This window comes from Bacillus sp. JZ105, assembly GCF_053903125.1.
Genome location: NZ_CP096387.1, coordinates 2,490,147 through 2,511,356, shown reverse-complemented (window position 1 = coordinate 2,511,356; position 21,210 = coordinate 2,490,147). Strand labels below are relative to the sequence as shown.

Sequence of the window (21,210 nt, the reverse complement as noted above, 5' to 3'; positions counted from 1 at the left end):
AAGGAGAGATCATAGCAGATGAAGCAATTAACTGTAGGTTATTTTGGACCAGAGGCAACATTTACTCATTTGGCCGTATGCTCTTGTTTTCCAAAAGATACGGTGCAGCGTGCCTATGCAACGATTCCGCAATGTATGGATGCTGTGTCAAAAGGCGAAGTCGATTTGGCGGTCGTTCCACTTGAAAATGCACTTGAAGGATCTGTGAACTTAACGATTGATTATTTAATTCATGAAGAAGCGCTGTCCATTGTGGGGGAGATGACAGCACCGATTCGGCAGCATTTGCTTGTCCACCCATCAAGAGCGGAGAGCTGGGAGACGTTAGATGTTATTCAATCGCATCCTCACGCGATTGCCCAGTGTCATCAATTTCTGAAAAAGCAGTACCCTCATATTCCTCATCGGCCAGTGGAATCAACAGGCTATGCAGCAAAATACATCAGTGAGCATCCAGATGAAGCTGTCGGGGCTATTGCCAATGAAATTGCCGCAAAAACGTATGGTTTGACGATTGCGAAAAAAGACATTCATGATTATCCGCACAACCATACACGCTTTGTGATTTTACATAAAAATCCTAACGCATCGTTCCCAATGAATTCTGGTTTCTCATCAAAGCCAAAAACGACCATTGTGGTCAGTCTGCCTAAGGATGACCAATCAGGCGCATTGCACCGCGTGCTGTCTGCTTTTTCTTGGCGGAATCTCAACTTGTCAAAAATTGAATCTCGTCCGACAAAAACAGGTCTTGGACATTATTTATTTATTATTGATATTGAAAAAGAAATGGATGATGTCCTCGTCCCTGGTGCGATTCAAGAATTAGAAGCGATTGGCTGTGAGGTCAAGCTGCTCGGCAGCTATCAAACATATGAATTAACGAATGAAAAATAGTGTCCCGTGCAGGACACTATTTTTTTAGTCTTTTATTAAAAACCCAGCATCATCCAGCGCTTGAATGGCTTGGTCAAGCTGTTTTTGGCTGTAAGCAGTGAGAGTATGCAGGTGCACGCCGTCTGTTAGTTCTGACAAGTAGGACGCGCCGGTGTTAGAAATATGATGGACAAAATCAGCGACTTGTTTCCGTGTGCTGACGCGAATAGAGGCCGTTAGTTCACCATAAACAGGGTGCTCAATGATCACATCTTTCACCGTCACTCCAAAGTCTACAATCAAGGTCAGTTCCTCTTCTGTACGAGCAGGATCATGCTTGCAGGCGATGATTTGTTCAATTTCTCTTTCTGGCGCATGCTGCGCTGCCATATACACATAGCCTTGGCTTGTGGCAATAATGGGTTCGTTTTTTGCTTTTAATAATGAAATATCTTGTACAATGACTTGTCGAGAGACAGCCGCCTTTTTAGCTAAAAAGCTTCCAGTGAGCGGTGTGTCTGTTTCTTTCAGCCACTCTAAAATGGCGTTTCTTCTTTCTTCGCCAATGAGTTTCCTCTCTTGCTCCACGTCCTAAGCTCCCTTCTTCTCCTTTTGCAAATGCTCAAATGTATGCAAAAGCTGATCGATGTCATCTTTTGATGACTGATATCCTAATGATAGTCGAATAAATTGTAGGGCATCACGATCTGATACACGCAATGCCTTCACAGCAGGGGAAGGATGGTGATAACCGGAAGCACATGCGCTTCCAGTAGATAGACAAATCCCATGCCGGTTACATGCTAACATTACATATTGTCCTTCAAACCCTTCAAAAAAACAACCAATAATATGAGGCAGCATGCGGCGATTGTCATTGTCCTGAAGCGTACGAACTGGCAGCTGTCTTATTTTTAACTGCTGAAGAAAATAATCACGCAGCTGCTTATCTAATTTTTGCTGTTCATCCAGCCTAAGCATCGCTTGTTCACTTGCGGCAGCAAAAGCACCGATACATGGAACGTTTACTGTCCCTGGACGTAAGCCATTTTCCTGAACTGCTCCTGTATATAAAGGTTTCCAAGGAACATGAGCGCCCATATAAACGGCACCAGCGCCTTTAGGAGCATACACTTTATGACTTGAGATGGACACAGCATCGACTCCAAGTTCTTTGATGGACACACGAATCTTTCCAAATGTTTGCACAGCATCTGTATGAAAAAGAATGTTCCTTTCTTTTAAAAGAGGCGCTAATTCAGCAAGCGGCTGGATAATTCCTGTTTCTGAATTAGCATGCTGAATAGATACTAGTCCTGTTTCAGGCAATAATGCTTTTTTGAGAATGTCCTTTGTTATGATTCCATCCTGATTGGGTTCAATGATCGTGACTTTTACGCCAAGACGCTCTAAGCTGCTAACTGCATAATGAACAGAAGGATGCTCAACTGAAGTTGTGATGACATGCTGTTGATGTGCTGGCAGTCCATTGATGATCGATTGAATCGCAAGGAGATTGGATTCAGTTCCACCGCTTGTAAAATAGATCCCATCCGGTTCACCCTCGATCATGGCAGCGAGTGATTGTCTGCTGTAAGTCAATATGTCATTTGCTTTTCCCCCAGCATCATGAAGGCTGCTTGCGTTTCCGTAGAAATTTTTGCTTAGCTGTTCAAAAACATGCAGCGCTTCCTCTGAAACAGGTGTAGAAGCTGCGTAATCTAAATAAACCAACCCATCCATCTCCCGTGTGAAAATTTTTTCTTGTATTTATTTTAGTGTTGTGTAATGATATGTGTCAAGACAGGTGTAAATGACAGGAGGGGCGATGGTGTCATCAATCAAAAAAGTCATTGTGGTGGGATCAGGCATTGCAGCGCTTTCCTTTGCAAAAAACATTTCGAAAAGCTGCCAAGTCATCATGATGACAAAAAAACAATGTTCATCTAGTAATTCCATGCTGGCACAAGGAGGAATCGCTGCTGCCTTTTCAGCACATGATTCAGCTGAGCAGCATGTGCAAGATACACTAGCTGCCGGCTGTGACCACAATGATGAAAGAACCGTACAAGAAATCGTGAGACTTGGAAAACACCTTGTGGAGCAGCTCGTAGCAGAAGGCTGTCCATTTGATCAAGATAAGGCGGGAGAGCTGCAATTAGGCAAAGAGGGAGCACATACCACTCATCGCATCTTGCATGCAGGAGGAGATCAATCAGGTAAAACCATTATACAGTTTCTGAAAAGTCAGCTCGGCTCACATATTCATTTATACGAATATCATCATGTCATTGATCTATTGGTTCATGAAGGGACATGTACGGGTGTTGTATGGAAAGACGAGACAGGACACGTACATACGATGACCGCAGATGCCGTTGTTTTATCAACTGGCGGCTGCGGCTCCCTGTATGAGACAAACACAAATGATCCTTCTATAACAGGAGACGGACTGATGATGGCCTATCGAGCCGGGGCACAATTAGTGGATCTCGAATTTGTTCAATTCCATCCAACTCTTTTAACAATCGCTGGAAAAGCAGTTGGCCTTATTTCAGAGGCAGTACGGGGAGAGGGGGCTTATTTAGAAGATGAAACAGGCAGGCGGATCATGAAAGGTATTCACCCACAAGCTGATTTAGCACCTAGAGATGTGGTCGCTAGAGCTATTTTTCATGAGCAGCAATTAGGTCATCAATTGTATCTTAACATCCATGATATTCCGCATTTTTCAGCTCGTTTTCCGGCCATAGCTCAGATGTGCCAGCGTGCAGGCGTCGATATGGCAAGCGGCAGGCTGCCAATTTCCCCCGGTATGCACTTTTTAATGGGCGGCATTCGCGTCAATGAATATGGAGAAACGACTGTTCCAGCGCTATTTGCCATTGGAGAAGCGGCCTGTACTGGCTTACACGGTGCGAATCGATTGGCGAGTAATTCTCTTCTGGAAGGTCTCGTGTTAGGCAGCAAAGCGGCACAGAGAATTGAACAACTGCCTAAACAGAAAGAAACAAGTCCACCTTTTTCAATTCAAGAAATATGGATGGTCCCAATGATTTCAACATCTCAACTGAGACAATGGATGACTACATTTGCGGCCATTGTGAGAGATGAAAAAGGCTTGCAGACCTTGCTTCATTCGTTACAGCATGTCAATTTTCAGCAAATTAATGTGAAGGATATCACAAATAAACAGATCGAATTAAGCAATCAATGGGCATTAGCGGTTTGCCTTGCCAAATCTGCATTACTCCGTACAGAAAGCAGAGGCGGCCATTATCGAATGGATTATCCAGAGCGGAGCGATGCGTTGTGGCGGGGCAGGCAGATTGTTCATGAAAAAGGTCACATTCATATCATGAAAAATGAAAGGATCGGTGCCAAATGGAACGTTTACAGTTAAAACAAATGCTCACTCATTTTTTCACAGAAGATATTGGCTTTGGAGATGTATCAGCAGATGCCATCTTTGGAGACAAGAAGGGAACAGCTTTTATCATTGCGAAACAATCTGGTGTATTGGCAGGATCACAAGTGATTGATATAGGGTACCGCCTGTTGAATGAACAGATTCAAACGGAGCTGTATTTTCAAGAAGGTGATTGGATTCATTCAGGCGCGGTACTGGCGAAAATAAAGGGCTCAGTCAACGACTTATTAAAGGGAGAGAGGGTCATTTTAAATCTATTGCAGCGAATGACAGGTATCGCCACCTTAACACATGAGGCGGTCCGCAGATTAGCTGACCCGTCTATTACGATTTGTGATACGAGAAAAACGACACCCGGCTTGCGTATGTTAGAGAAATATGCAGTGAAGACGGGCGGTGGAAAGAATCATCGCTTTGGTTTATCAGATGGGGTGATGATTAAAGATAATCATATTGCGGCATGCGGTTCTATCCGTGAAGCTGTAGAGAAAGCGAGAGCATATGCCGGTCATATGGTGAAAATTGAAGTGGAAATTGAATCAGAAACGCAGCTTATGGAAGCCATTGATGCAAAAGCGGATGTCATCATGTTTGATAACTGTTCTCCGGATGAGGTAAAGCGTTTTAAACAAATGACACCAGAGTCCATTCTGACAGAGGCTTCAGGAGGCATCACGCTAGAGACATTGCCAAGCTACAGGGGCACAGGAGTCGACCTTATTTCGCTTGGCTTTCTGACACATTCTGCTCCAGCATTTGATTTTAGTATGAATATGGAATTCAGTCATAAAGGGGGAACAACTCATGTCCATGCTTAATATATTAGCCAATCAACATGCAGTCATGATGCCAGATGAATATAAACACCGCTCTGATGATGAGATGAAGCAGCGAGTGTTAGACATTAAGCGGGCTTTTGGTTCAAAGCTTTTTATACCAGGCCACCATTATCAAAAGGATGAGGTCATTGAATTTGCAGATGCAACAGGAGATTCATTGCAGCTGGCGCAAATAGCTGCTGACAATCATGAGGCTGAATACATTGTGTTCTGCGGTGTTCATTTTATGGCAGAAACGGCAGATATGCTGTCAAACAAGAATCAAAGCGTTGTATTGCCAGATATGAGGGCAGGCTGTTCCATGGCAGATATGGCGAACATGAAACAAACAGACAGAGCATGGGAGCAGCTCACTGATCTGTTTGGGGATACAATACTTCCGCTTACGTACGTCAATTCAACAGCAGACATTAAAGCATTTGTCGGCAAGCATGGCGGGGCGACTGTTACTTCATCAAACGCTAAAAAAATACTCGAGTGGGCGCTGACGCAAAAAGAGCGGATTCTCTTTCTCCCTGATCAGCACCTAGGGCGTAATACGGCTTTTGATTTAGGTATTCCGCTAGAAGAAATGGCTGTCTGGGATCAGATAGAAGAAAAGCTTATCACTGATCAGCCGCTTTCCCGGATCAAGATGATTTTATGGAAAGGCCATTGCTCCGTACATGAGAAGTTTACCGTTCGGAATATAGAAGACATGAGAAAAAAAGACCGTGACATTCAAATTCTTGTTCATCCTGAATGTACGCATGAGGTCGTAAGGGCTTCTGACCTAGCAGGTTCAACAAAATTTATTATTGATACGATCAAACAGGCGCCAGCAGGAAGCAAATGGGCGATTGGAACAGAGATGAATTTAGTCAAACGGATCATAGCGCAGCACCCAGATAAACAAATTGAATCCCTTAATCCGGATATGTGTCCATGTTTGACTATGAACCGGATTGATCTGCCTCATTTGTTATGGTCGCTTGAAAGCATTGAGAAGGGTCAGCCGGCCGGGTTGATACAGGTCAATGAAGACATCACGAAAGACGCTTTGCTTGCACTCGAGAAAATGCTCGCCATTAAATAATGAATCAGCCTCTCCTATCAGAAAACAAGTTTTTATCATATCGGCTTGTAAATAGGCATAAATTTATGTTGAAACATATTGTACTTCTGACATAACCGTTACGTTCACGTTTTGCATAGGAGGGGAAAACGTTGAAAATTCATATTGTGCAAAAAGGAGACTCCCTTTGGAAAATTTCAAAGAAATACGGAGTCGACTTTCAAGAATTGAAAAAACTAAATTCACAGCTCAGTAATCCTGATTTGATCATGCCGGGTATGAAGATTAAAATTCCATCTAGTGGTGTTCCTGTGAAAACAGATCATCACAAAGCAAAAGAAATGCCAAAAACGAAAGAACATCCGTATGTGAAAGAAAAGCCAAAAGATGTCGTGCAAGTGCAAGATACGAAACCGAAGGAAAAGCCAAATGAACCGGTACCATATGTACCGCCAGTGCCAAAAATCGAGCAGCCAGTTTTTCCGCAAGTGGATGTGAACTATTATCAGACCAATCTCTACCAGCCATTCACACCTCCTCCCAAAAAAGATCATCACGAGAAAAAAGATCACGTTCATGAGAAGAAAGATCATGTTCATGACAAAAAGGATCACAAGGATCATTTTCATCATGAAAATAAAGACCACAAAGATAACAAGGGTCATGTCCATCATGAAAATAAGGAACATAAAGATCACAAGGACCATTTTCATCATGAAAATAAAGGTCATCTAAAAGATGAAGTGGCAAAGGGGTATGATCCGTTTATTCATATTCCGCATCAAAAAGAGGAGGGAAAAGACATGGAGCATGGCAATTATCCGAACCTTCCTAACTTCCCGCAAATGCCAAATGTGGGAGGGGCAGCGGTAGGGGGAATGGCTGAAAATAACGAGCATCATCACCAGCATCATCATCATGAACCATATGATCCTTATTTTGGTTATGGTCATTACATGCCGGCGATGTATCCATATCCGCAGCAAATGGTGCCGGCATCGCCAATTTTACCGGGATCAGGCTTATGTTATCCTATCCATCCATATTATCACCATCATATGATGCCATATCCATACCCAGCTCATCCGTATTATCCTGCGTATCAAGCGCCTGCTTACTACGGAGAAAATCATGAGCACCATGCAAACGACGGACATCACTGGCATCACCATATGCATCCGAATGCCAATGCAAATGCCAACGCAAATCAAGGCTTTTTTCCAAACGTTTCAAATGCAGCATATGGCAAGGAAGATTGTGGATGCGATGATGGCATGAAGCATCATCATCAGCCTTGGCTGGGACATTATCCGAATTCTGTTCCTTATGGCCAAATGGGTGCTTATCCAGCTCAGCCTTACATGCAGTCATATCCAGGTCAATCCGTTTTTGCAAGGCCGGAGGAAGAAGAAGAAGATTAATGACAGAAGGAACGATCTCAATCGTTCCTTTCAGCGTGTAGACAAACCCTCGCATTCGGTGTCAGGTCTGCGCGCCGGTACTCACGAATGTCAAATTCGCTCCGTTCCGGTGCTCGCCTCCTAGATTGCAAAGGTTTTCTATTACGCTGAAAAGAAGACAAATGGCTAAAATCAAGAACATTTTAGCATTTGTCACCAGTCGGAAGGAACGATCTCAATCGTTCCTTTTTTTGTTTATAACTGACAGCTTGATTTTTTTCCTAACTGTACATGCTAAAACAGAGCCTGTTTCGCGCTCATGAGATTGAATTTGTACAGGGGGTTTTTCGTTTGAGACAAAAATGGCAAAAAACAATCGCATTAGTGCTTCTTCCTATTGGTTTAACGGCATGTGGTGCAAATAATAACGCAGGTGTCGATACACGTCATAATCAATCAGGCCAGCCGGTTGGTTATCATTCGAATCAACGAGCGGAAGACAACAACCAAGATCATCAAGGACCAGTTTCTGAACTCATGGAGGGAATGAACGGGAGAAATACAACGAATGTTGATTACCGTACACGTCCTCAAGCTGATGATCGAATCCCTCTCACAGGTGGAGATGGACGCTACAGTCATGGAGATATGAACTATCATAACCAAATGTCGTTCTCAGGCTATGATAAACAAGAGAACATCCAGCGTTCAAGAAAAATTGCCAACCGCATCAATAAAATGAATCACGTGGCTGACTCTCAAGTCATGGTGACGGATGAGAATGTGTATATTGCCATTAAATCAGATGGCCGCCTGACGTCGGAAGGTGTATCACAAGTAGAAGAAGCAGCGACTCGTTATGCGGATGGAAGAGCAGTCCAAGTCATAAAAGATGAAGGTGCATTCACACGCTTTAGAGACATGAGAAGAACGCAATTTGAAACAGGCCAAACAGGCATGACCCGGTAGTTTGACATCAAAAAGGCTAAAGTTCATCACGAACTTTAGCCTTTTCTTAAAAATAAACCTTGATGCCTATATAAAATTCGTAAAAGAAATAACAGCCAAACCCTAGTAATAAAATACCAGCAATAATGGATGTCCACTTGATCATCGTCCGATTCATCACTTTTCTAGTTAAGGATACAAGTGTGAGAAGACCGATGTCATGAAGGAGAATCCCTGCCAAAATACCGCCGGCAGCCAGCATAAATTCAGATGAGTCTGTTTTTGTATACGCATCCGCAAGGACAGCCCCAAAAACAGAAACCCAGAACACAAGATTTCCAGGAGATACCGCCACGAGCAAGCCGTTTCGATATGTTTTTGCGAATGATTTATTGACCTTTTCTCCTGCTAAATGGATATCTTGATCCGCATTTTTAATGGAATCGTATGCGAGAATCATTAAAAATACAGCTCCGATCAGCCAGAGCGGGATTTGAACAAACGGCAAAGATAAAAACTGAGCAAATCCAGCATATAAAGCCAAAATAAGTAATAAGTCTATGGTCATACCGCCTGCTCCGACAGTTAAACCATGAAAGAATCCGTTTTTGAGTCCCTGTTTTGTCATTTCAACCGTGATTGCTCCAACAGGCAGAGCAATTGAGAATCCTACGACGATAAATGTGAGAAATGTTTGCAATCGACTAGAACTTCCTTTGAATAAATTGTATAAAAATTCTCCGTTTAGATTAATTATACATAACAGGAGAAAAGGATCAATGTTTATTTCAGATTTGATTGAAATGATAGAGATAGATGATGTATAGAAGACTGTATATCAACATGATCCATAACGCTTATAGGGGAAAGGAACTATTTTCCTGAATCTTCTTTTCTTCATGATGTCTCTATGCTACACTGATGTGGAAATCAATAAAAGTGACTAGGGGTGCCCGTAAATGGGCTGAGAGAGAAGCATAAGCTTCTTAACCCTTTGGACCTGATCTGGCTCGTACCAGCGTGGGGAAGTTGAAGATGATGCATGTATCCTATCAATGATATGCATGTTTATTTCTGACGACGAAACCAGGTTCTTTAAATAGAGCCTGGTTTTTTGCTGGTGCTGATTCCATCCTGTCCGGTGACAAGAAGAAAAGGAGAGAACAGCAAATGAAGGAAAAGAAAAGTGTCCCATCCAACCAATCATTATTATCCAGCTTTGACGGCAGCCGAAAGGTGTATGAGAAAGGATCAAGGCCCGATATCTTAGTACCGAAAAGAGAGATTGTGCTCTCACATACTGTGACAGAGGCGGGCGACATAAAAAATGAACCAGCCCGTGTATACGATACGAGTGGACCGTACACTGATGAGAACGTTCATATTGACGTCACAAAAGGATTAAAGCGTCTTAGGGCAGCATGGATTGAAGAAAGAGGAGATACAGAAAGCTATGAAGGGCGTCATGTAAAACCGGAAGATAACGGATATCGGTCAAGGGAGAAGGAGTCCTTCCATTCTGTCCAAACTGATTTTCATCATAAGCCGCTCCGCGCGAAACAAGGAGCGCGCGTAACGCAAATGCATTATGCCAAAAAAGGCATCATTACGCCTGAAATGGAGTTTATCGCAATAAGAGAAGAGCTAAGCCCTGAGTTTGTTAGAGAGGAAGTAGCGAGCGGAAGAGCCGTTATTCCTTCGAATATTAACCATCCAGAAAGTGAACCAATGATTATCGGAAGGAATTTTCATGTCAAAATCAATGCGAATATTGGCAATTCAGCTGTAACATCATCCATTAATGAAGAGGTTGAAAAAATGACATGGGCGATCAGATGGGGGGCAGATACAATGATGGATCTGTCTACTGGAAAGGATATTCATACAACGAGAGAATGGATCATTCGGAATTGCCCCGTCCCAGTAGGAACCGTTCCTATCTATCAGGCCCTTGAAAAAGTGAATGGAGTCGCAGAAGATTTGACGTGGGATGTGTACAGAGACACATTAATTGAACAAGCAGAACAAGGTGTAGATTATTTTACAATTCATGCGGGCGTGCTGTTAAGATATATTCCGCTTACAGTTGATCGGGTGACCGGAATTGTTTCAAGAGGCGGTGCGATTATGGCAAGATGGTGTCTTGCTCATCATCAAGAGAATTTCCTCTACACGCACTTTGAAGATATTTGTGAAATTATGAAAACGTATGATATCGCCTTTTCACTTGGAGATGGACTTAGACCAGGCTCGATTGCTGATGCCAATGATGAGGCGCAGTTTGCAGAGCTGGAAACGTTAGGTGAATTAACAGAGATCGCCTGGAAACATGATGTGCAGGTGATGATTGAAGGGCCCGGCCATGTCCCAATGGATAAAATTAAAGAGAATGTGGACAAGCAAATGGACATTTGCAAGGAAGCACCATTTTATACATTAGGGCCTCTTACAACAGATATCGCGCCGGGGTATGATCACATTACATCCGCCATCGGTGCGGCCATGATCGGCTGGTACGGCACAGCCATGCTGTGCTATGTAACGCCAAAAGAGCATTTAGGTCTGCCGAATAAAGAAGATGTGAGAGAAGGCGTGATCGCTTATAAAATTGCCGCACATGCTGCTGATCTAGCAAAAGGACATCCTGCGGCTCAAAAGCGCGATGATGCATTATCAAAAGCGCGATTTGAATTTAGGTGGCAGGATCAATTCAACCTGTCACTTGATCCAGAAAGAGCCTTGGCGTTCCATGATGAAACATTGCCTGCCGAAGGCGCTAAGACCGCTCACTTTTGCTCGATGTGCGGACCGAAGTTTTGCAGTATGAAAATTTCTCATGATATCCGCAATCAATCTGAAGAAGTGAAAAGAGAGATGGAAAAGAAGGCGAAGGAGTTTGTTAATCAAGGAAGTCAAATTTATCAGCCCTAAAAAAGAACCTCGCACGATGCTGTGCGGGGTTTTATTAAACGGCTGAAAAGGCTTTTCTTAAAAGGTGAAAAAATGCCTTTACTGCATATGCCATCATGTCCACACTTGGAATAAGGGCATCTGTTAAATGAAAAAAGACTGTTTTTCTTTCTTGAGATGGTTTCTTTTTCTGTTTCATCAAGGGCAGCCTCCTTTTTAACCAATATACTTCTTTGCAGATATGAGAGATAGATATGTTGTGTGAATTTAAACAAAATTTAAACTTCTTGGGTTTGAATGGAAACAAGGAGGGGAAACGAGTTCAATAGAGAATGAATGAAAAGAGCTGATCTATTTGACCAGCGAACAAGAAAGAGTGGAAGGTGATCTTATGATGAAAGTATTTAAGGTAACATTTCATATGAACAATGGGGAAGTGCTTGATTTCGAGCTCAAACGTCCAGCTACCTATGATGTGTATAAAAAAATTGAAGAAGCCAATCATTGGTTTAAGCTGAATAATGAAATCATTAACCTATTAAACGTCAATAGTATCCATGTAGAAACAGAATAACGCAGAAAGCCGCTCAAAAGAGAGCGGCTTTCATTATGCAGAAAAATCATTTCGATTATTAAGCTGCCCGCAGGACAGCCAGTTCTTTTTATACAAATAAGCAATAACTTCAAGCCACAGACGCGGTGCTTTTTTAGGGAAAAAAGGTTTTTGGTAATAGGCATAAGCGGCTTTTAAATCATCCCATTGATGACATGATTTCGTTTGTGTGAATCTGGCAACGTCAATGACCCTGATCCGCCCTTCTTTTGTTAAGATCAGATTGCGCAGATGAATATCAGAAGGATTCAATCCTTTCTCGCGCGCTTCCTCCAGCGCTTCATCGACTTGTTCAATCATTTGTTTTTTAATAGGAATTCCTTTATTAAGGCATTCATAGAATGTGTAGCCTTTAATATATTCCATTAAAATATACTGATCCCCAAACTCATAAATCTCAGGATAGTAAGACGAATCAGAAAGTTTTTCGTAAATGGCAGCCTCTTTGCGGGCAATATGCTGATAAGAAGGGAAAAATACTTTTAGTGCCATTTTCTTGCCGTCTTTTTTGTATAAAAAGACATAGGCACTTCTTCCTTTGCCGCACAGTTCAAGCTCTGCCGGTTTATAGGCAAGCTTATGAAAACGTTTCTCTTCATGATACTGAATCGATTCGGCTAATCTTTTGACCTCTGACATTGACTTCACCTTCTTTGGTTTCAGTTTATGCGGCTGAAAAACGAATGATGAAAAAACCGTGTCATTCGATAAAGCAATGGATTGTATAAAACATAACATTTACGAATGAAGGATACAACGAAAGACTCTTAACATACATTTGAATCATCGATTTGGTTAATGTTTAGAAAAATGGGTCAAACTACATATGTCATGCATCGATCTCATGTTCTAAAGAGGTGTAAATAGTGAAAGTGAAGATGAAATGTTTCGTTACAGGACTTATCATGACAAGTGTGCTTTTTTTCGCTGCGGATATGGAAGGAAAAGAACACTTGCAAAAGCAGTCAAACTCTATTACCGTCCAGCTTGAAAAAGTCTATCTAGACGGCGATGTGAGTATTGAAAGACACCGGGCATCATTAGAAGACAAAGACACATTCTGGGCGCAGTATAAAGGCTGGACGCTGGTAGAACAAAAAGAGGATTTTGCCCTTTTTAGAAAGCAAATTGATGATATCTCTCCATTAAGTAAAGCAAATGGATATATCGGATTATCAGAGGACGGTGTGATTTCTACGTTTCATGGAAGGCCTGACGGCTGGGCGGAGCCTATTCATCTCTTTTTTCAAATTGATACGTCCCGTTTAGAAAGCCATGTGGAAAAGCAGCTTGAGCAAGGCATTCCTTTTCGAACAAAGGATGAATTTGAGCATGTGCTTGAAGTCATGAAGCCTTATCGAAATGAAATATCGTTTTAAAGCGTGTAACAGCTTGCTGGTGTGAAGACCGCAAGCTGTTTTTCGTGGTTTCATCATAAAAATGTACTGAGCGAACGTATGTTAACTTTTATTGCGGTTTTCTCTTCGATTTATGTTACAATGAAGAACAGTCAAAGAGGTGAAAACGGTGATAGAGTTTGTAAAAGGGACCATTGATTATGTGTGCCCGCAATATGTTGTCATTGAAAACGGCGGAGTGGGATATCAAGTCTATACCCCAAACCCGTTTATCTATCGAGTAAATAAACAAGAAACGATTTATACGTATCATTACATAAAGGAAGACGCCTTTTCGTTATACGGTTTTCAAACACGAGAAGAAAAAGCGCTGTTCACAAAACTGTTAAATGTCACAGGAATTGGGCCAAAGGGTGCACTCGCGATTCTTGCTTCCGGTGATCCTGGCGCTGTCATTTCAGCGATAGAACGTGAAGATGAAGCCTTCCTGATTAAATTCCCTGGTGTGGGCAAAAAAACAGCACGTCAAATCATTCTGGATCTAAAAGGAAAACTGGCAGATGTAGTGCCAGAAATGATTGGTAACTTATTTAATCACGAGGACCACATTCAGGTCGAAACGCAGCAAACTGCATTAGATGAAGCGCTTGAAGCGTTAAGTGTTCTTGGATACGGTGATCGTGAAATCAAAAAGGTTCTTCCATTATTAAAAGAAGAAAAGAATCTCACAACCGATCAATATGTGAAAAAAGCTTTACAAAAAATGTTGAAATAGGGTGATGTCTCATGGATGAACGGCTCGTCTCAACTGAAGCAGACAACCATGAATCAGCCATTGAGCAAAGTCTGCGGCCACAGACACTTAGCCAATATATCGGTCAGCAAAAAGTAAAGGATAATCTCAGCGTTTTTATTGAAGCTGCCCGCATGAGGCAGGAAACGCTTGATCACGTCCTTTTATATGGACCTCCTGGACTTGGGAAAACAACACTTGCGTCGATCATTGCCAATGAAATGAATGTTCAGCTGCGTACAACGTCAGGGCCAGCAATTGAGCGTCCTGGTGATTTGGCGGCCATCTTAACATCTCTTGAGCCAGGTGACGTATTGTTTATTGATGAAATTCACCGCTTGCAGCGCTCAATTGAAGAAGTGCTGTACCCAGCAATGGAGGATTTTTGTTTAGATATTGTCATTGGAAAAGGAGATACAGCGCGCTCTGTACGGCTTGATTTACCGCCATTTACGCTTGTAGGTGCAACGACTCGTGTCGGGCTGTTAACAGCGCCGCTTCGTGATAGGTTTGGGGTGCATGCAAGATTGGAATACTATGAGCAAAGAGATTTGGCTCACATTGTGGCAAGAACAGCCGAGCTGTTTGAAATTGGGATCGATATTCGCTCTGCTGAAGAGATTGCGAGACGTTCCCGGGGAACACCGAGGGTTGCCAATCGTTTGCTCAGAAGAGTAAGAGATTTTGCGCAGGTGCTTGGGAATCATGCCATTACGCAGGATATTGCGGAAGATGCCCTTGAGCGTCTTCAAGTCGACAGGCTTGGCCTCGATCATATAGACCATAAGCTGCTTTTAAGTATGATCGAAAAATTTAGAGGCGGTCCTGTTGGGCTTGATACGATCTCAGCGACAATTGGAGAAGAATCACATACGATTGAAGATGTGTACGAACCGTACTTACTTCAAATTGGTTTCCTGCAAAGAACACCAAGAGGGCGGGTCGTCACGAGAGAAGCGTATGAACATTTTCAAATGGAGGTTCCGATTCGTGACTGAATTCCCTAAAATGTTAATGATTTTAGGCGGTGTCCTTTTTGCCGCAGGATTAGTGTTTCAATTGGTTGGTAAGCTTCCAGGTGATATTTTTGTGAAAAAAGGAAATGTAACGTTCTTTTTTCCTGTCATTACATGCATTGTCATTAGCATCGTACTGACCATATTACTGAATATCTTTGGACGGATGAAATAACGTTAACTAGTTAACTACAGAATAGGTGAAGGAAATGAAGCTAGAACTATTTGATTTTGATTTACCAGAAAGATTGATTGCACAAGTGCCGCTTGAAAAAAGAGATGCATCAAGACTGATGGTCTTAAACAAACAAACGGGTGCGATTACACATGATACATTCTCACAAATCATCGATTATTTTCAAAAAGGTGATTGTCTCGTTCTAAACAATACGCGCGTTCTGCCTGCACGTCTGTTTGGTATGAAAGAGGATACAGGTGCCAAAGTTGAGCTGCTTCTATTGAAACAAGAAGAAGGAGACAACTGGGAAACACTTGTCAAACCAGCCAAACGGGTGAAAAAAGGGACCGTTATCACATTTGGTGATGGACGGCTCCAAGCTGTATGTACAGAGGAAATGGAACATGGCGGAAGAAAAGTAAAGTTTCGATATACAGGCATTTTTTATGAAGTGCTTGAATCACTTGGTGAAATGCCGCTGCCTCCATATATTAAAGAGCAGCTTGACGACCGTGAACGCTATCAAACCGTTTATTCAAAAGAGGTTGGCTCCGCTGCTGCGCCAACTGCCGGTCTCCACTTTACAACCGAGCTGCTGGATGCGCTGAAAGCGAAAGGTGTACACATTGCTTTCATTACGCTGCACGTAGGGCTTGGCACGTTTCGTCCGGTAAGTGCAGAACGTATTGAAGAACACGAAATGCACGCAGAGTTTTATGAAATGAATGAAGAAACAGCTGATGAGCTTAATCGCGTTCGCAAGGAAGGCGGACGGATTATTTCAGTCGGTACAACGTCGACAAGAACGCTTGAAACCATTGCAAGTGCACATGATGGTGAGTTCAAAGCCTCAAGCGGCTGGACGTCGATCTTTATTTACCCTGGCTACACATTCAAGGCAATTGATGGCATGATCACGAATTTCCATCTGCCAAAATCCTCGTTAATTATGCTTGTCAGCGCATTAGCTGGACGAGAGCACGTACTAAAAGCGTACAATGAGGCTGTGAAAGAGGAATACCGATTCTTCAGCTTTGGCGATGCCATGCTGATTCAATAACATTATACAACGAAGACAGGAGGGCTCATTTTTGTCGCAATTACCGATACGTTATGAGTTCATTAAATCATGCAAACAGACAGGTGCACGTCTTGGCCGCGTTCATACACCGCACGGCTCCTTTGAAACACCTGTATTTATGCCAGTAGGTACACTGGCTACAGTCAAAACAATGGCGCCTGAAGAATTAAAGGCTATGGATGCAGGCATCATCTTAAGCAATACGTACCACTTATGGCTCCGTCCAGGTCACGATATCGTAAAAGAAGCGGGCGGTCTGCACAAATTTATGAACTGGGATCGAGCAATTCTAACAGATTCAGGCGGATTCCAAGTTTTTTCATTGAGTGAATTTAGAAAAATTGAAGAAGAAGGCGTTCACTTCCGTAATCATTTAAACGGAGACAAGCTGTTCCTATCTCCTGAAAAAGCCATGGACATCCAAAATGCACTTGGCTCTGATATTATGATGGCATTTGATGAATGCCCGCCGTATCCTGCAGAGTACGATTACATGAAACGTTCTGTGGAGCGGACAAGCAGATGGGCAGAGCGCTGTCTAACAGCGCACCAGCGTCCAGAGGATCAAGGGCTGTTTGGGATTGTCCAAGGCGGAGAATACGAAGAGCTTCGAAAACAAAGTGCAAAAGACCTTGTTTCACTTGATTTTCCAGGCTACGCCATCGGAGGCTTATCTGTAGGGGAACCAAAAGATGTGATGAATCGTGTACTTGAGTTTACAACACCATTTTTACCAGCAGACAAACCGAGGTACTTAATGGGTGTCGGCTCACCAGATTCCTTAATTGATGGCGCCATTCGCGGTGTAGATATGTTTGACTGCGTACTGCCGACGCGAATTGCAAGAAACGGTACCTTAATGACAAGTGAAGGCCGTCTTGTTGTGAAAAATGCAAAATATGAGCGTGACTTTAGACCAATCGATGAAAACTGCGACTGCTATACATGTAAAAACTATACACGCGCCTATATTAGACATCTCATCCGAACAAATGAAACGTTCGGAATTCGATTAACAACTTATCATAATCTTCATTTTCTGTTAAAATTAATGGAGCAAGTGAGAGAAGCTATCCGTGAGGATCGTTTAGGTGATTTTAAAGAAGAGTTTTTTGAGCGTTACGGCTTTAACAAACCGAATGCGAAAAACTTTTAACCATAAACGAAAGGCTTTACAATACTTTAGAAAGGGGTGAAATAGAATGGATGGTGGTATGGGTTCAATCATTATGATTGTTGTCATGTTTGCTGTGCTTTACTTCTTGTTAATCCGTCCACAGCAAAAGCAACAGAAAGCTGTGCGTCAGATGCAGCAATCTTTATCAAAAGGCGATAAAATCGTCACAATCGGTGGTTTACACGGTGAAATCGACTCAATTGATGAATCAAAAGTGGTCATCAAAACAAGCGAAAACAACCGTTTAACTTTCGATCGTCGTGCTATTAGAGAATTAGCTGACAAAGGCTAATCCTCTGATACATAGCCATAAAAAAAGAGCGATATGACCGCTCTTTTTTTATTTGCCTCGAAGGTTGACGCCAATCATTCCCCCCAGCATACAAATGCCTAAAAATGCTCCATGATAGATAAACTGCTCTGGTGAAAACGTTTTTCCAAACCCCAAATATTGAAATAAAAAGACAGTGAGAGAAAAAATGATAGATGTGACCGCACCAATCAGCCAGCCGCGCTCCTTTGCTTTCCCGCCAGAAATGATGCCTCCTAATAAAAGGGCAGCAAAGGACAAAATCATAATCATCCATTTAAATGATGATTCCTGCATACTTGTGAATGTAAGCATGAGCGACACAAGTAAACTTGTGACAACCATCACGATAAAAATGGCAATTAAGCCGGATAAAATGCCTTTTCCAATTTGTTTCGTTTCCTGCATGTAGATTCGTCTCCTCTCCAATTGAACGAAGCTTGTCTTTTACTAAAATGTATTCACAGTGAAGAAAAAATAGACATGTTTCAGACGTTTCTTTTCTACATAAATAAAGTGTTTTGACACAAGCTATGTTGGAGAAGGAGGGTTTACATCACATGCAGGACATCTTGATCATTTCCATGAGAACCATCATCTTATATTTTCTTATTTGGTTTATATTTCGCTTAATGGGCAAAAGGGAAATTGGCGAGCTGAGCATTTTAGATCTAGTCATTTTTATGATGATCGCAGAAATTGCGGTTCTCGCCATAGAAGAAGTAGAGGATCACATGTTACATACGGTATGGCCAATCCTGCTGTTAACCTTCATTCAAATCACACTTGCCTACCTCTCCTTGAAATTCCAAGGCGTCCGGCGTTTTCTTGACGGAAAACCGGCCCTGCTTATCATCAATGGAAAAATAGACGAGGGTGCAATGAGAAAACAGCGATACAATTTTGATGACCTGCTCATTCAATTAAGAGAAAATAACATTGACAGCATTCAGGATGTCTCATACGCCATATTAGAGCCGTCTGGAAAGCTCGCCGTCGTCGAAAAAGAAAACAAGCGCAAACATGCAGCGCTTGAGCTTCCACTTGTTGCGGATGGTGTGGTGCAGCATGACCACCTAAAGCAAATCAATCAAAATGAACAGTGGCTGAAAGATGAGCTTGCTAAAAGAGGCTATCATGATATCGAACAAATCTCTTACTGCAGCTTTAATCAAAAAACATTTTATATTGATTTGAAAGATGAAGTGATCAAAAAGAGATGAGCTAAAACAGCTTCCCAACGAACGGGATGCGGCGCAGCTCTTCTCGTTTCACTAGACCTAGGCAGATTAATAGAATGACATACAGCGTGCACGTAACAAAAATGAGTGTCACAAGTTCAATAGGAGCAGAAAAGAGTCCATTTACTTGAGATTTCAGCCAAAGGCTGACAGCACCTGTACCGATTATCACAAGGACGCATAGTCCATATTCCTTTAATGGTAAATGAATAGGCAGCACCTTTCCAACAGTTGCCGCATGGAGCAGTGTGACAAGGATGATGCCGATTAAGATCGCAAGTGCAGCGCCCATAATGCCAAAGCCTGGCTGTGAAGCAAGAACAAAAATCATCCCTGTTTTCACAATTGCACCTATCAAGCTGTTGGTCATCGCCGCACCAGCTAAATTGAGTGCTTGAAGTACGGCTTGAAGAGGTCCCTGAAAATAATATAGAAGGAAAAATGGCGCCATAAATTTCACATATATGGCGGCGTGCGACGAACCATACATAAAGAGCGTTAAATCTTCTGCGTAAACGAAAAGAATAATACATGAAATGCCTCCACTGAGTAAACAAAGGCGCATTGCCTGCTTCAGCCGGTATTCGACCGTTTTACGTTTGTTCTGCTCCATTCCTTCACTGATCGCCGGAACTAATGCAGTAGAGAGTGAATACGTAATAAAACTAGGCAGTGTCAAAAGGGTCAGAGCAAGTCCGGTCAACTCCCCGTACTGCCTTGTCGCCTCAACAGCCGCATATCCAGCAATGGCAAGACTTTGCGCGACAACAATCGGCTCTAAAAACCATGAAATATTCCCGATAAAACGGCTGCCTGTTGTTGGCAGGGCAATGCTCATCAGCTGTTTAAATGTGTCCTTCCCGTCATGAATCGCCTTAAAAAATCGTTTTCGAATACGAATGGTCTTTTTATAGCGAAAGGCGATCAGTAAGTAAGCAAGTGAAATCATCTCTCCAATCACAGATGACACCATCGCACCTGCTGCCGCAAATTCAATCCCGTAAGGAAGGAAAGCCGTTGTACATACCGCCACTAGCGAAATTCTTGCGACCTGCTCCAGAACTTGAGACATCGCAAGCGGACTCATTTGCTGTCTGCCCTGGAAATAGCCCCTTAACACACTGGAAATGGCGATGACTGGTACGACAGGTGTAATAGCCAGCAGTGGATAGACCGTTCTAGGGTCTGTCAGCATATTTTCTGCCATGATGGGCGCAAACCATAAAAAGAGCGGCGTGAAAATCAGACTGAGTGTTCCTGTTATCGCAAGGGACATGACCAGAATACGTTTGGTTTTCTGTTTGTCACCCCGGGCTTCTGCTTCTGCGACAAGCTTACTAATGGCGACAGGCAGTCCGAATTGTGTGAGCGTCACGGCGAGAAAAAAGGTAGGTGCAGCCATCATATAAAGCCCGACCCCTTCTTCGCCAATGAACCTCGCAATGACAATTCGATTGACAAAACCCAATATTCTCGTGATAAAACCTGCTAAAATTAAAATAATGGTCCCCTTTAAAAACGTCTGCTTCGTCAAATCACAGATCACCTGCCTTCTCAAACGACATAGAATCATATACAATAAGATATGCGTGTATATCGTCCAAGCATGACAAGTCTCTCGATAAAAAACTGAAAAGGGGGAGCTACGCAATGTCACAACACCCAGCTGCTATTTACAAAGACCATTTAAAGCCTTTTCTGTTCAGTAAGCTTGAAGAATTCATCGTTTTGGGCTATAAAGATGTAGATTTAGAGGAATTATGGTCATACTTAGAGAATAAGAAGTGGAAGAAAAAACAAGAGTATCCGATTCATGAAATGGTTGCAGATATTTTATCTGTGAAAATAGGCGAATTTATGAACTATGCAACCGTTCAGTCGTTTAAAACGTCTGCTTTTTTGGACAGTGAAGATGGCAAGAATATGCTTGATGAACTGTTAAAATAAGCCATCTTAATGGATTCAGGTGTTTAAGGAGGAAATACA

24 protein-coding genes and 1 riboswitch are annotated in these 21,210 nt (G+C 42.5%); of the genes, 17 read left to right on the top strand and 7 right to left on the bottom strand.

Going from position 1 to position 21,210, the window contains the following annotated elements:
- The first annotated feature begins 18 nt into the window (after positions 1-18).
- A complete protein-coding gene (gene pheA / locus M1D81_RS12920; protein WP_456266694.1) occupies positions 19-897 on the top strand; it encodes a prephenate dehydratase in 879 nt (292 codons plus the stop codon).
- A gap of 24 nt (positions 898-921) precedes the next feature.
- Here the strand turns inward: pheA and M1D81_RS12915 are convergent, their stop codons facing one another.
- Positions 922-1,464: a transcription repressor NadR gene (locus tag M1D81_RS12915; RefSeq protein ID WP_247721574.1), complete on the bottom strand. Its 543-nt coding sequence runs from the start codon at positions 1,462-1,464 to the stop codon at positions 922-924.
- Positions 1,465-1,467: 3 nt separating this feature from the next.
- On the bottom strand, positions 1,468-2,610 hold the full coding sequence (locus M1D81_RS12910; RefSeq protein WP_456266695.1) for an IscS subfamily cysteine desulfurase: 1,143 nt from the start codon (positions 2,608-2,610) through the stop codon (positions 1,468-1,470).
- Positions 2,611-2,704: 94 nt separating this feature from the next.
- Here M1D81_RS12910 and nadB point away from each other — a divergent pair, with 94 nt between their 5' ends.
- The 5 genes from nadB to M1D81_RS12885 all read left to right on the top strand — a co-directional run bounded on the left by nadB (position 2,705) and on the right by M1D81_RS12885 (position 8,568).
- On the top strand, positions 2,705-4,279 hold the full coding sequence (nadB, locus tag M1D81_RS12905; RefSeq protein ID WP_456266696.1) for an L-aspartate oxidase: 1,575 nt from the start codon (positions 2,705-2,707) through the stop codon (positions 4,277-4,279).
- A complete protein-coding gene (gene nadC, locus M1D81_RS12900) occupies positions 4,261-5,124 on the top strand; it encodes a carboxylating nicotinate-nucleotide diphosphorylase (RefSeq protein WP_456266697.1) in 864 nt (287 codons plus the stop codon). The genes nadB and nadC overlap by 19 nt, the downstream gene beginning before the upstream one ends.
- Complete coding sequence (gene nadA, locus M1D81_RS12895; RefSeq protein ID WP_456266698.1) at positions 5,111-6,220, top strand: quinolinate synthase NadA; 1,110 nt, start codon at positions 5,111-5,113, stop codon at positions 6,218-6,220. Before nadC ends, nadA begins: the two co-directional genes overlap by 14 nt.
- Before the next feature lie 131 nt (positions 6,221-6,351).
- Entirely contained in the window at positions 6,352-7,620 is a 1,269-nt protein-coding gene (gene safA, locus M1D81_RS12890) for a SafA/ExsA family spore coat assembly protein (protein WP_456266699.1), read from the top strand.
- 330 nt (positions 7,621-7,950) lie between these two features.
- Positions 7,951-8,568: a YhcN/YlaJ family sporulation lipoprotein gene (locus M1D81_RS12885; RefSeq protein ID WP_456266700.1), complete on the top strand. Its 618-nt coding sequence runs from the start codon at positions 7,951-7,953 to the stop codon at positions 8,566-8,568.
- A gap of 46 nt (positions 8,569-8,614) precedes the next feature.
- Here M1D81_RS12885 and M1D81_RS12880 read toward each other — a convergent pair whose 3' ends face one another.
- Positions 8,615-9,247: a LysE family transporter gene (locus tag M1D81_RS12880; RefSeq protein ID WP_024423148.1), complete on the bottom strand. Its 633-nt coding sequence runs from the start codon at positions 9,245-9,247 to the stop codon at positions 8,615-8,617.
- 235 nt (positions 9,248-9,482) lie between these two features.
- Positions 9,483-9,591, top strand: a riboswitch (TPP riboswitch).
- A 126-nt stretch (positions 9,592-9,717) separates the two neighbouring features.
- Here M1D81_RS12880 and thiC point away from each other — a divergent pair.
- Positions 9,718-11,478 carry a phosphomethylpyrimidine synthase ThiC gene (gene thiC, locus M1D81_RS12875; RefSeq protein WP_456266701.1) on the top strand — a complete coding sequence of 587 codons (1,761 nt, stop codon included), beginning with the start codon at positions 9,718-9,720 and terminating at the stop codon, positions 11,476-11,478.
- 34 nt (positions 11,479-11,512) lie between these two features.
- Here thiC and M1D81_RS12870 read toward each other — a convergent pair whose 3' ends face one another.
- Positions 11,513-11,656: a hypothetical protein gene (locus M1D81_RS12870; protein ID WP_456266702.1), complete on the bottom strand. Its 144-nt coding sequence runs from the start codon at positions 11,654-11,656 to the stop codon at positions 11,513-11,515.
- Between the two features lie 192 nt (positions 11,657-11,848).
- Between M1D81_RS12870 and M1D81_RS12865 the strand changes: the two genes are divergently transcribed.
- Complete coding sequence (locus tag M1D81_RS12865; protein ID WP_008342761.1) at positions 11,849-12,031, top strand: hypothetical protein; 183 nt, start codon at positions 11,849-11,851, stop codon at positions 12,029-12,031.
- 33 nt (positions 12,032-12,064) lie between these two features.
- On the opposite strand, the gene M1D81_RS12860 is transcribed toward M1D81_RS12865, so the two are convergent.
- Positions 12,065-12,709 (bottom strand): protein kinase family protein, encoded by a 645-nt coding sequence (locus M1D81_RS12860; protein WP_456266703.1) that lies wholly within the window; start codon positions 12,707-12,709, stop codon positions 12,065-12,067.
- A 239-nt stretch (positions 12,710-12,948) separates the two neighbouring features.
- Here M1D81_RS12860 and M1D81_RS12855 point away from each other — a divergent pair, with 239 nt between their 5' ends.
- The 7 genes from M1D81_RS12855 to yajC all read left to right on the top strand — a co-directional run bounded on the left by M1D81_RS12855 (position 12,949) and on the right by yajC (position 17,965).
- Positions 12,949-13,449 carry an intercompartmental signaling factor BofC gene (locus M1D81_RS12855; protein WP_073979823.1) on the top strand — a complete coding sequence of 167 codons (501 nt, stop codon included), beginning with the start codon at positions 12,949-12,951 and terminating at the stop codon, positions 13,447-13,449.
- A gap of 148 nt (positions 13,450-13,597) precedes the next feature.
- Positions 13,598-14,203, top strand: a complete 606-nt coding sequence (gene ruvA / locus M1D81_RS12850) for a Holliday junction branch migration protein RuvA (RefSeq protein ID WP_024423144.1) — start codon at positions 13,598-13,600, stop codon at positions 14,201-14,203.
- A gap of 11 nt (positions 14,204-14,214) precedes the next feature.
- The gene (gene ruvB, locus M1D81_RS12845; protein WP_024423143.1) at positions 14,215-15,219 is read left to right on the top strand and encodes a Holliday junction branch migration DNA helicase RuvB; all 1,005 of its coding nucleotides are present in this window, start codon (positions 14,215-14,217) and stop codon (positions 15,217-15,219) included.
- Complete coding sequence (locus M1D81_RS12840; protein WP_095409186.1) at positions 15,212-15,412, top strand: DUF2905 domain-containing protein; 201 nt, start codon at positions 15,212-15,214, stop codon at positions 15,410-15,412. The genes ruvB and M1D81_RS12840 overlap by 8 nt, the downstream gene beginning before the upstream one ends.
- A gap of 34 nt (positions 15,413-15,446) precedes the next feature.
- Positions 15,447-16,475, top strand: coding sequence for a tRNA preQ1(34) S-adenosylmethionine ribosyltransferase-isomerase QueA (gene queA / locus M1D81_RS12835; RefSeq protein WP_456266704.1), 1,029 nt, complete (start codon positions 15,447-15,449; stop codon positions 16,473-16,475).
- Positions 16,476-16,506: 31 nt separating this feature from the next.
- Positions 16,507-17,652: a tRNA guanosine(34) transglycosylase Tgt gene (gene tgt / locus M1D81_RS12830; protein ID WP_024423141.1), complete on the top strand. Its 1,146-nt coding sequence runs from the start codon at positions 16,507-16,509 to the stop codon at positions 17,650-17,652.
- A 46-nt stretch (positions 17,653-17,698) separates the two neighbouring features.
- Positions 17,699-17,965, top strand: coding sequence for a preprotein translocase subunit YajC (gene yajC / locus M1D81_RS12825; RefSeq protein WP_008360993.1), 267 nt, complete (start codon positions 17,699-17,701; stop codon positions 17,963-17,965).
- Positions 17,966-18,013: 48 nt separating this feature from the next.
- Here yajC and M1D81_RS12820 read toward each other — a convergent pair whose 3' ends face one another.
- Positions 18,014-18,391: a TIGR04086 family membrane protein gene (locus tag M1D81_RS12820; RefSeq protein ID WP_024423140.1), complete on the bottom strand. Its 378-nt coding sequence runs from the start codon at positions 18,389-18,391 to the stop codon at positions 18,014-18,016.
- Between the two features lie 152 nt (positions 18,392-18,543).
- Here M1D81_RS12820 and M1D81_RS12815 point away from each other — a divergent pair, with 152 nt between their 5' ends.
- Complete coding sequence (locus tag M1D81_RS12815) at positions 18,544-19,206, top strand: DUF421 domain-containing protein (RefSeq protein WP_076840397.1); 663 nt, start codon at positions 18,544-18,546, stop codon at positions 19,204-19,206.
- 1 nt (position 19,207) lies between these two features.
- Here M1D81_RS12815 and spoVB read toward each other — a convergent pair whose 3' ends face one another.
- Complete coding sequence (gene spoVB, locus M1D81_RS12810) at positions 19,208-20,758, bottom strand: stage V sporulation protein B (RefSeq protein WP_041107054.1); 1,551 nt, start codon at positions 20,756-20,758, stop codon at positions 19,208-19,210.
- 116 nt (positions 20,759-20,874) lie between these two features.
- Between spoVB and M1D81_RS12805 the strand changes: the two genes are divergently transcribed.
- Positions 20,875-21,171: a post-transcriptional regulator gene (locus M1D81_RS12805; RefSeq protein ID WP_456266705.1), complete on the top strand. Its 297-nt coding sequence runs from the start codon at positions 20,875-20,877 to the stop codon at positions 21,169-21,171.
- Positions 21,172-21,210 lie beyond the last annotated feature (39 nt).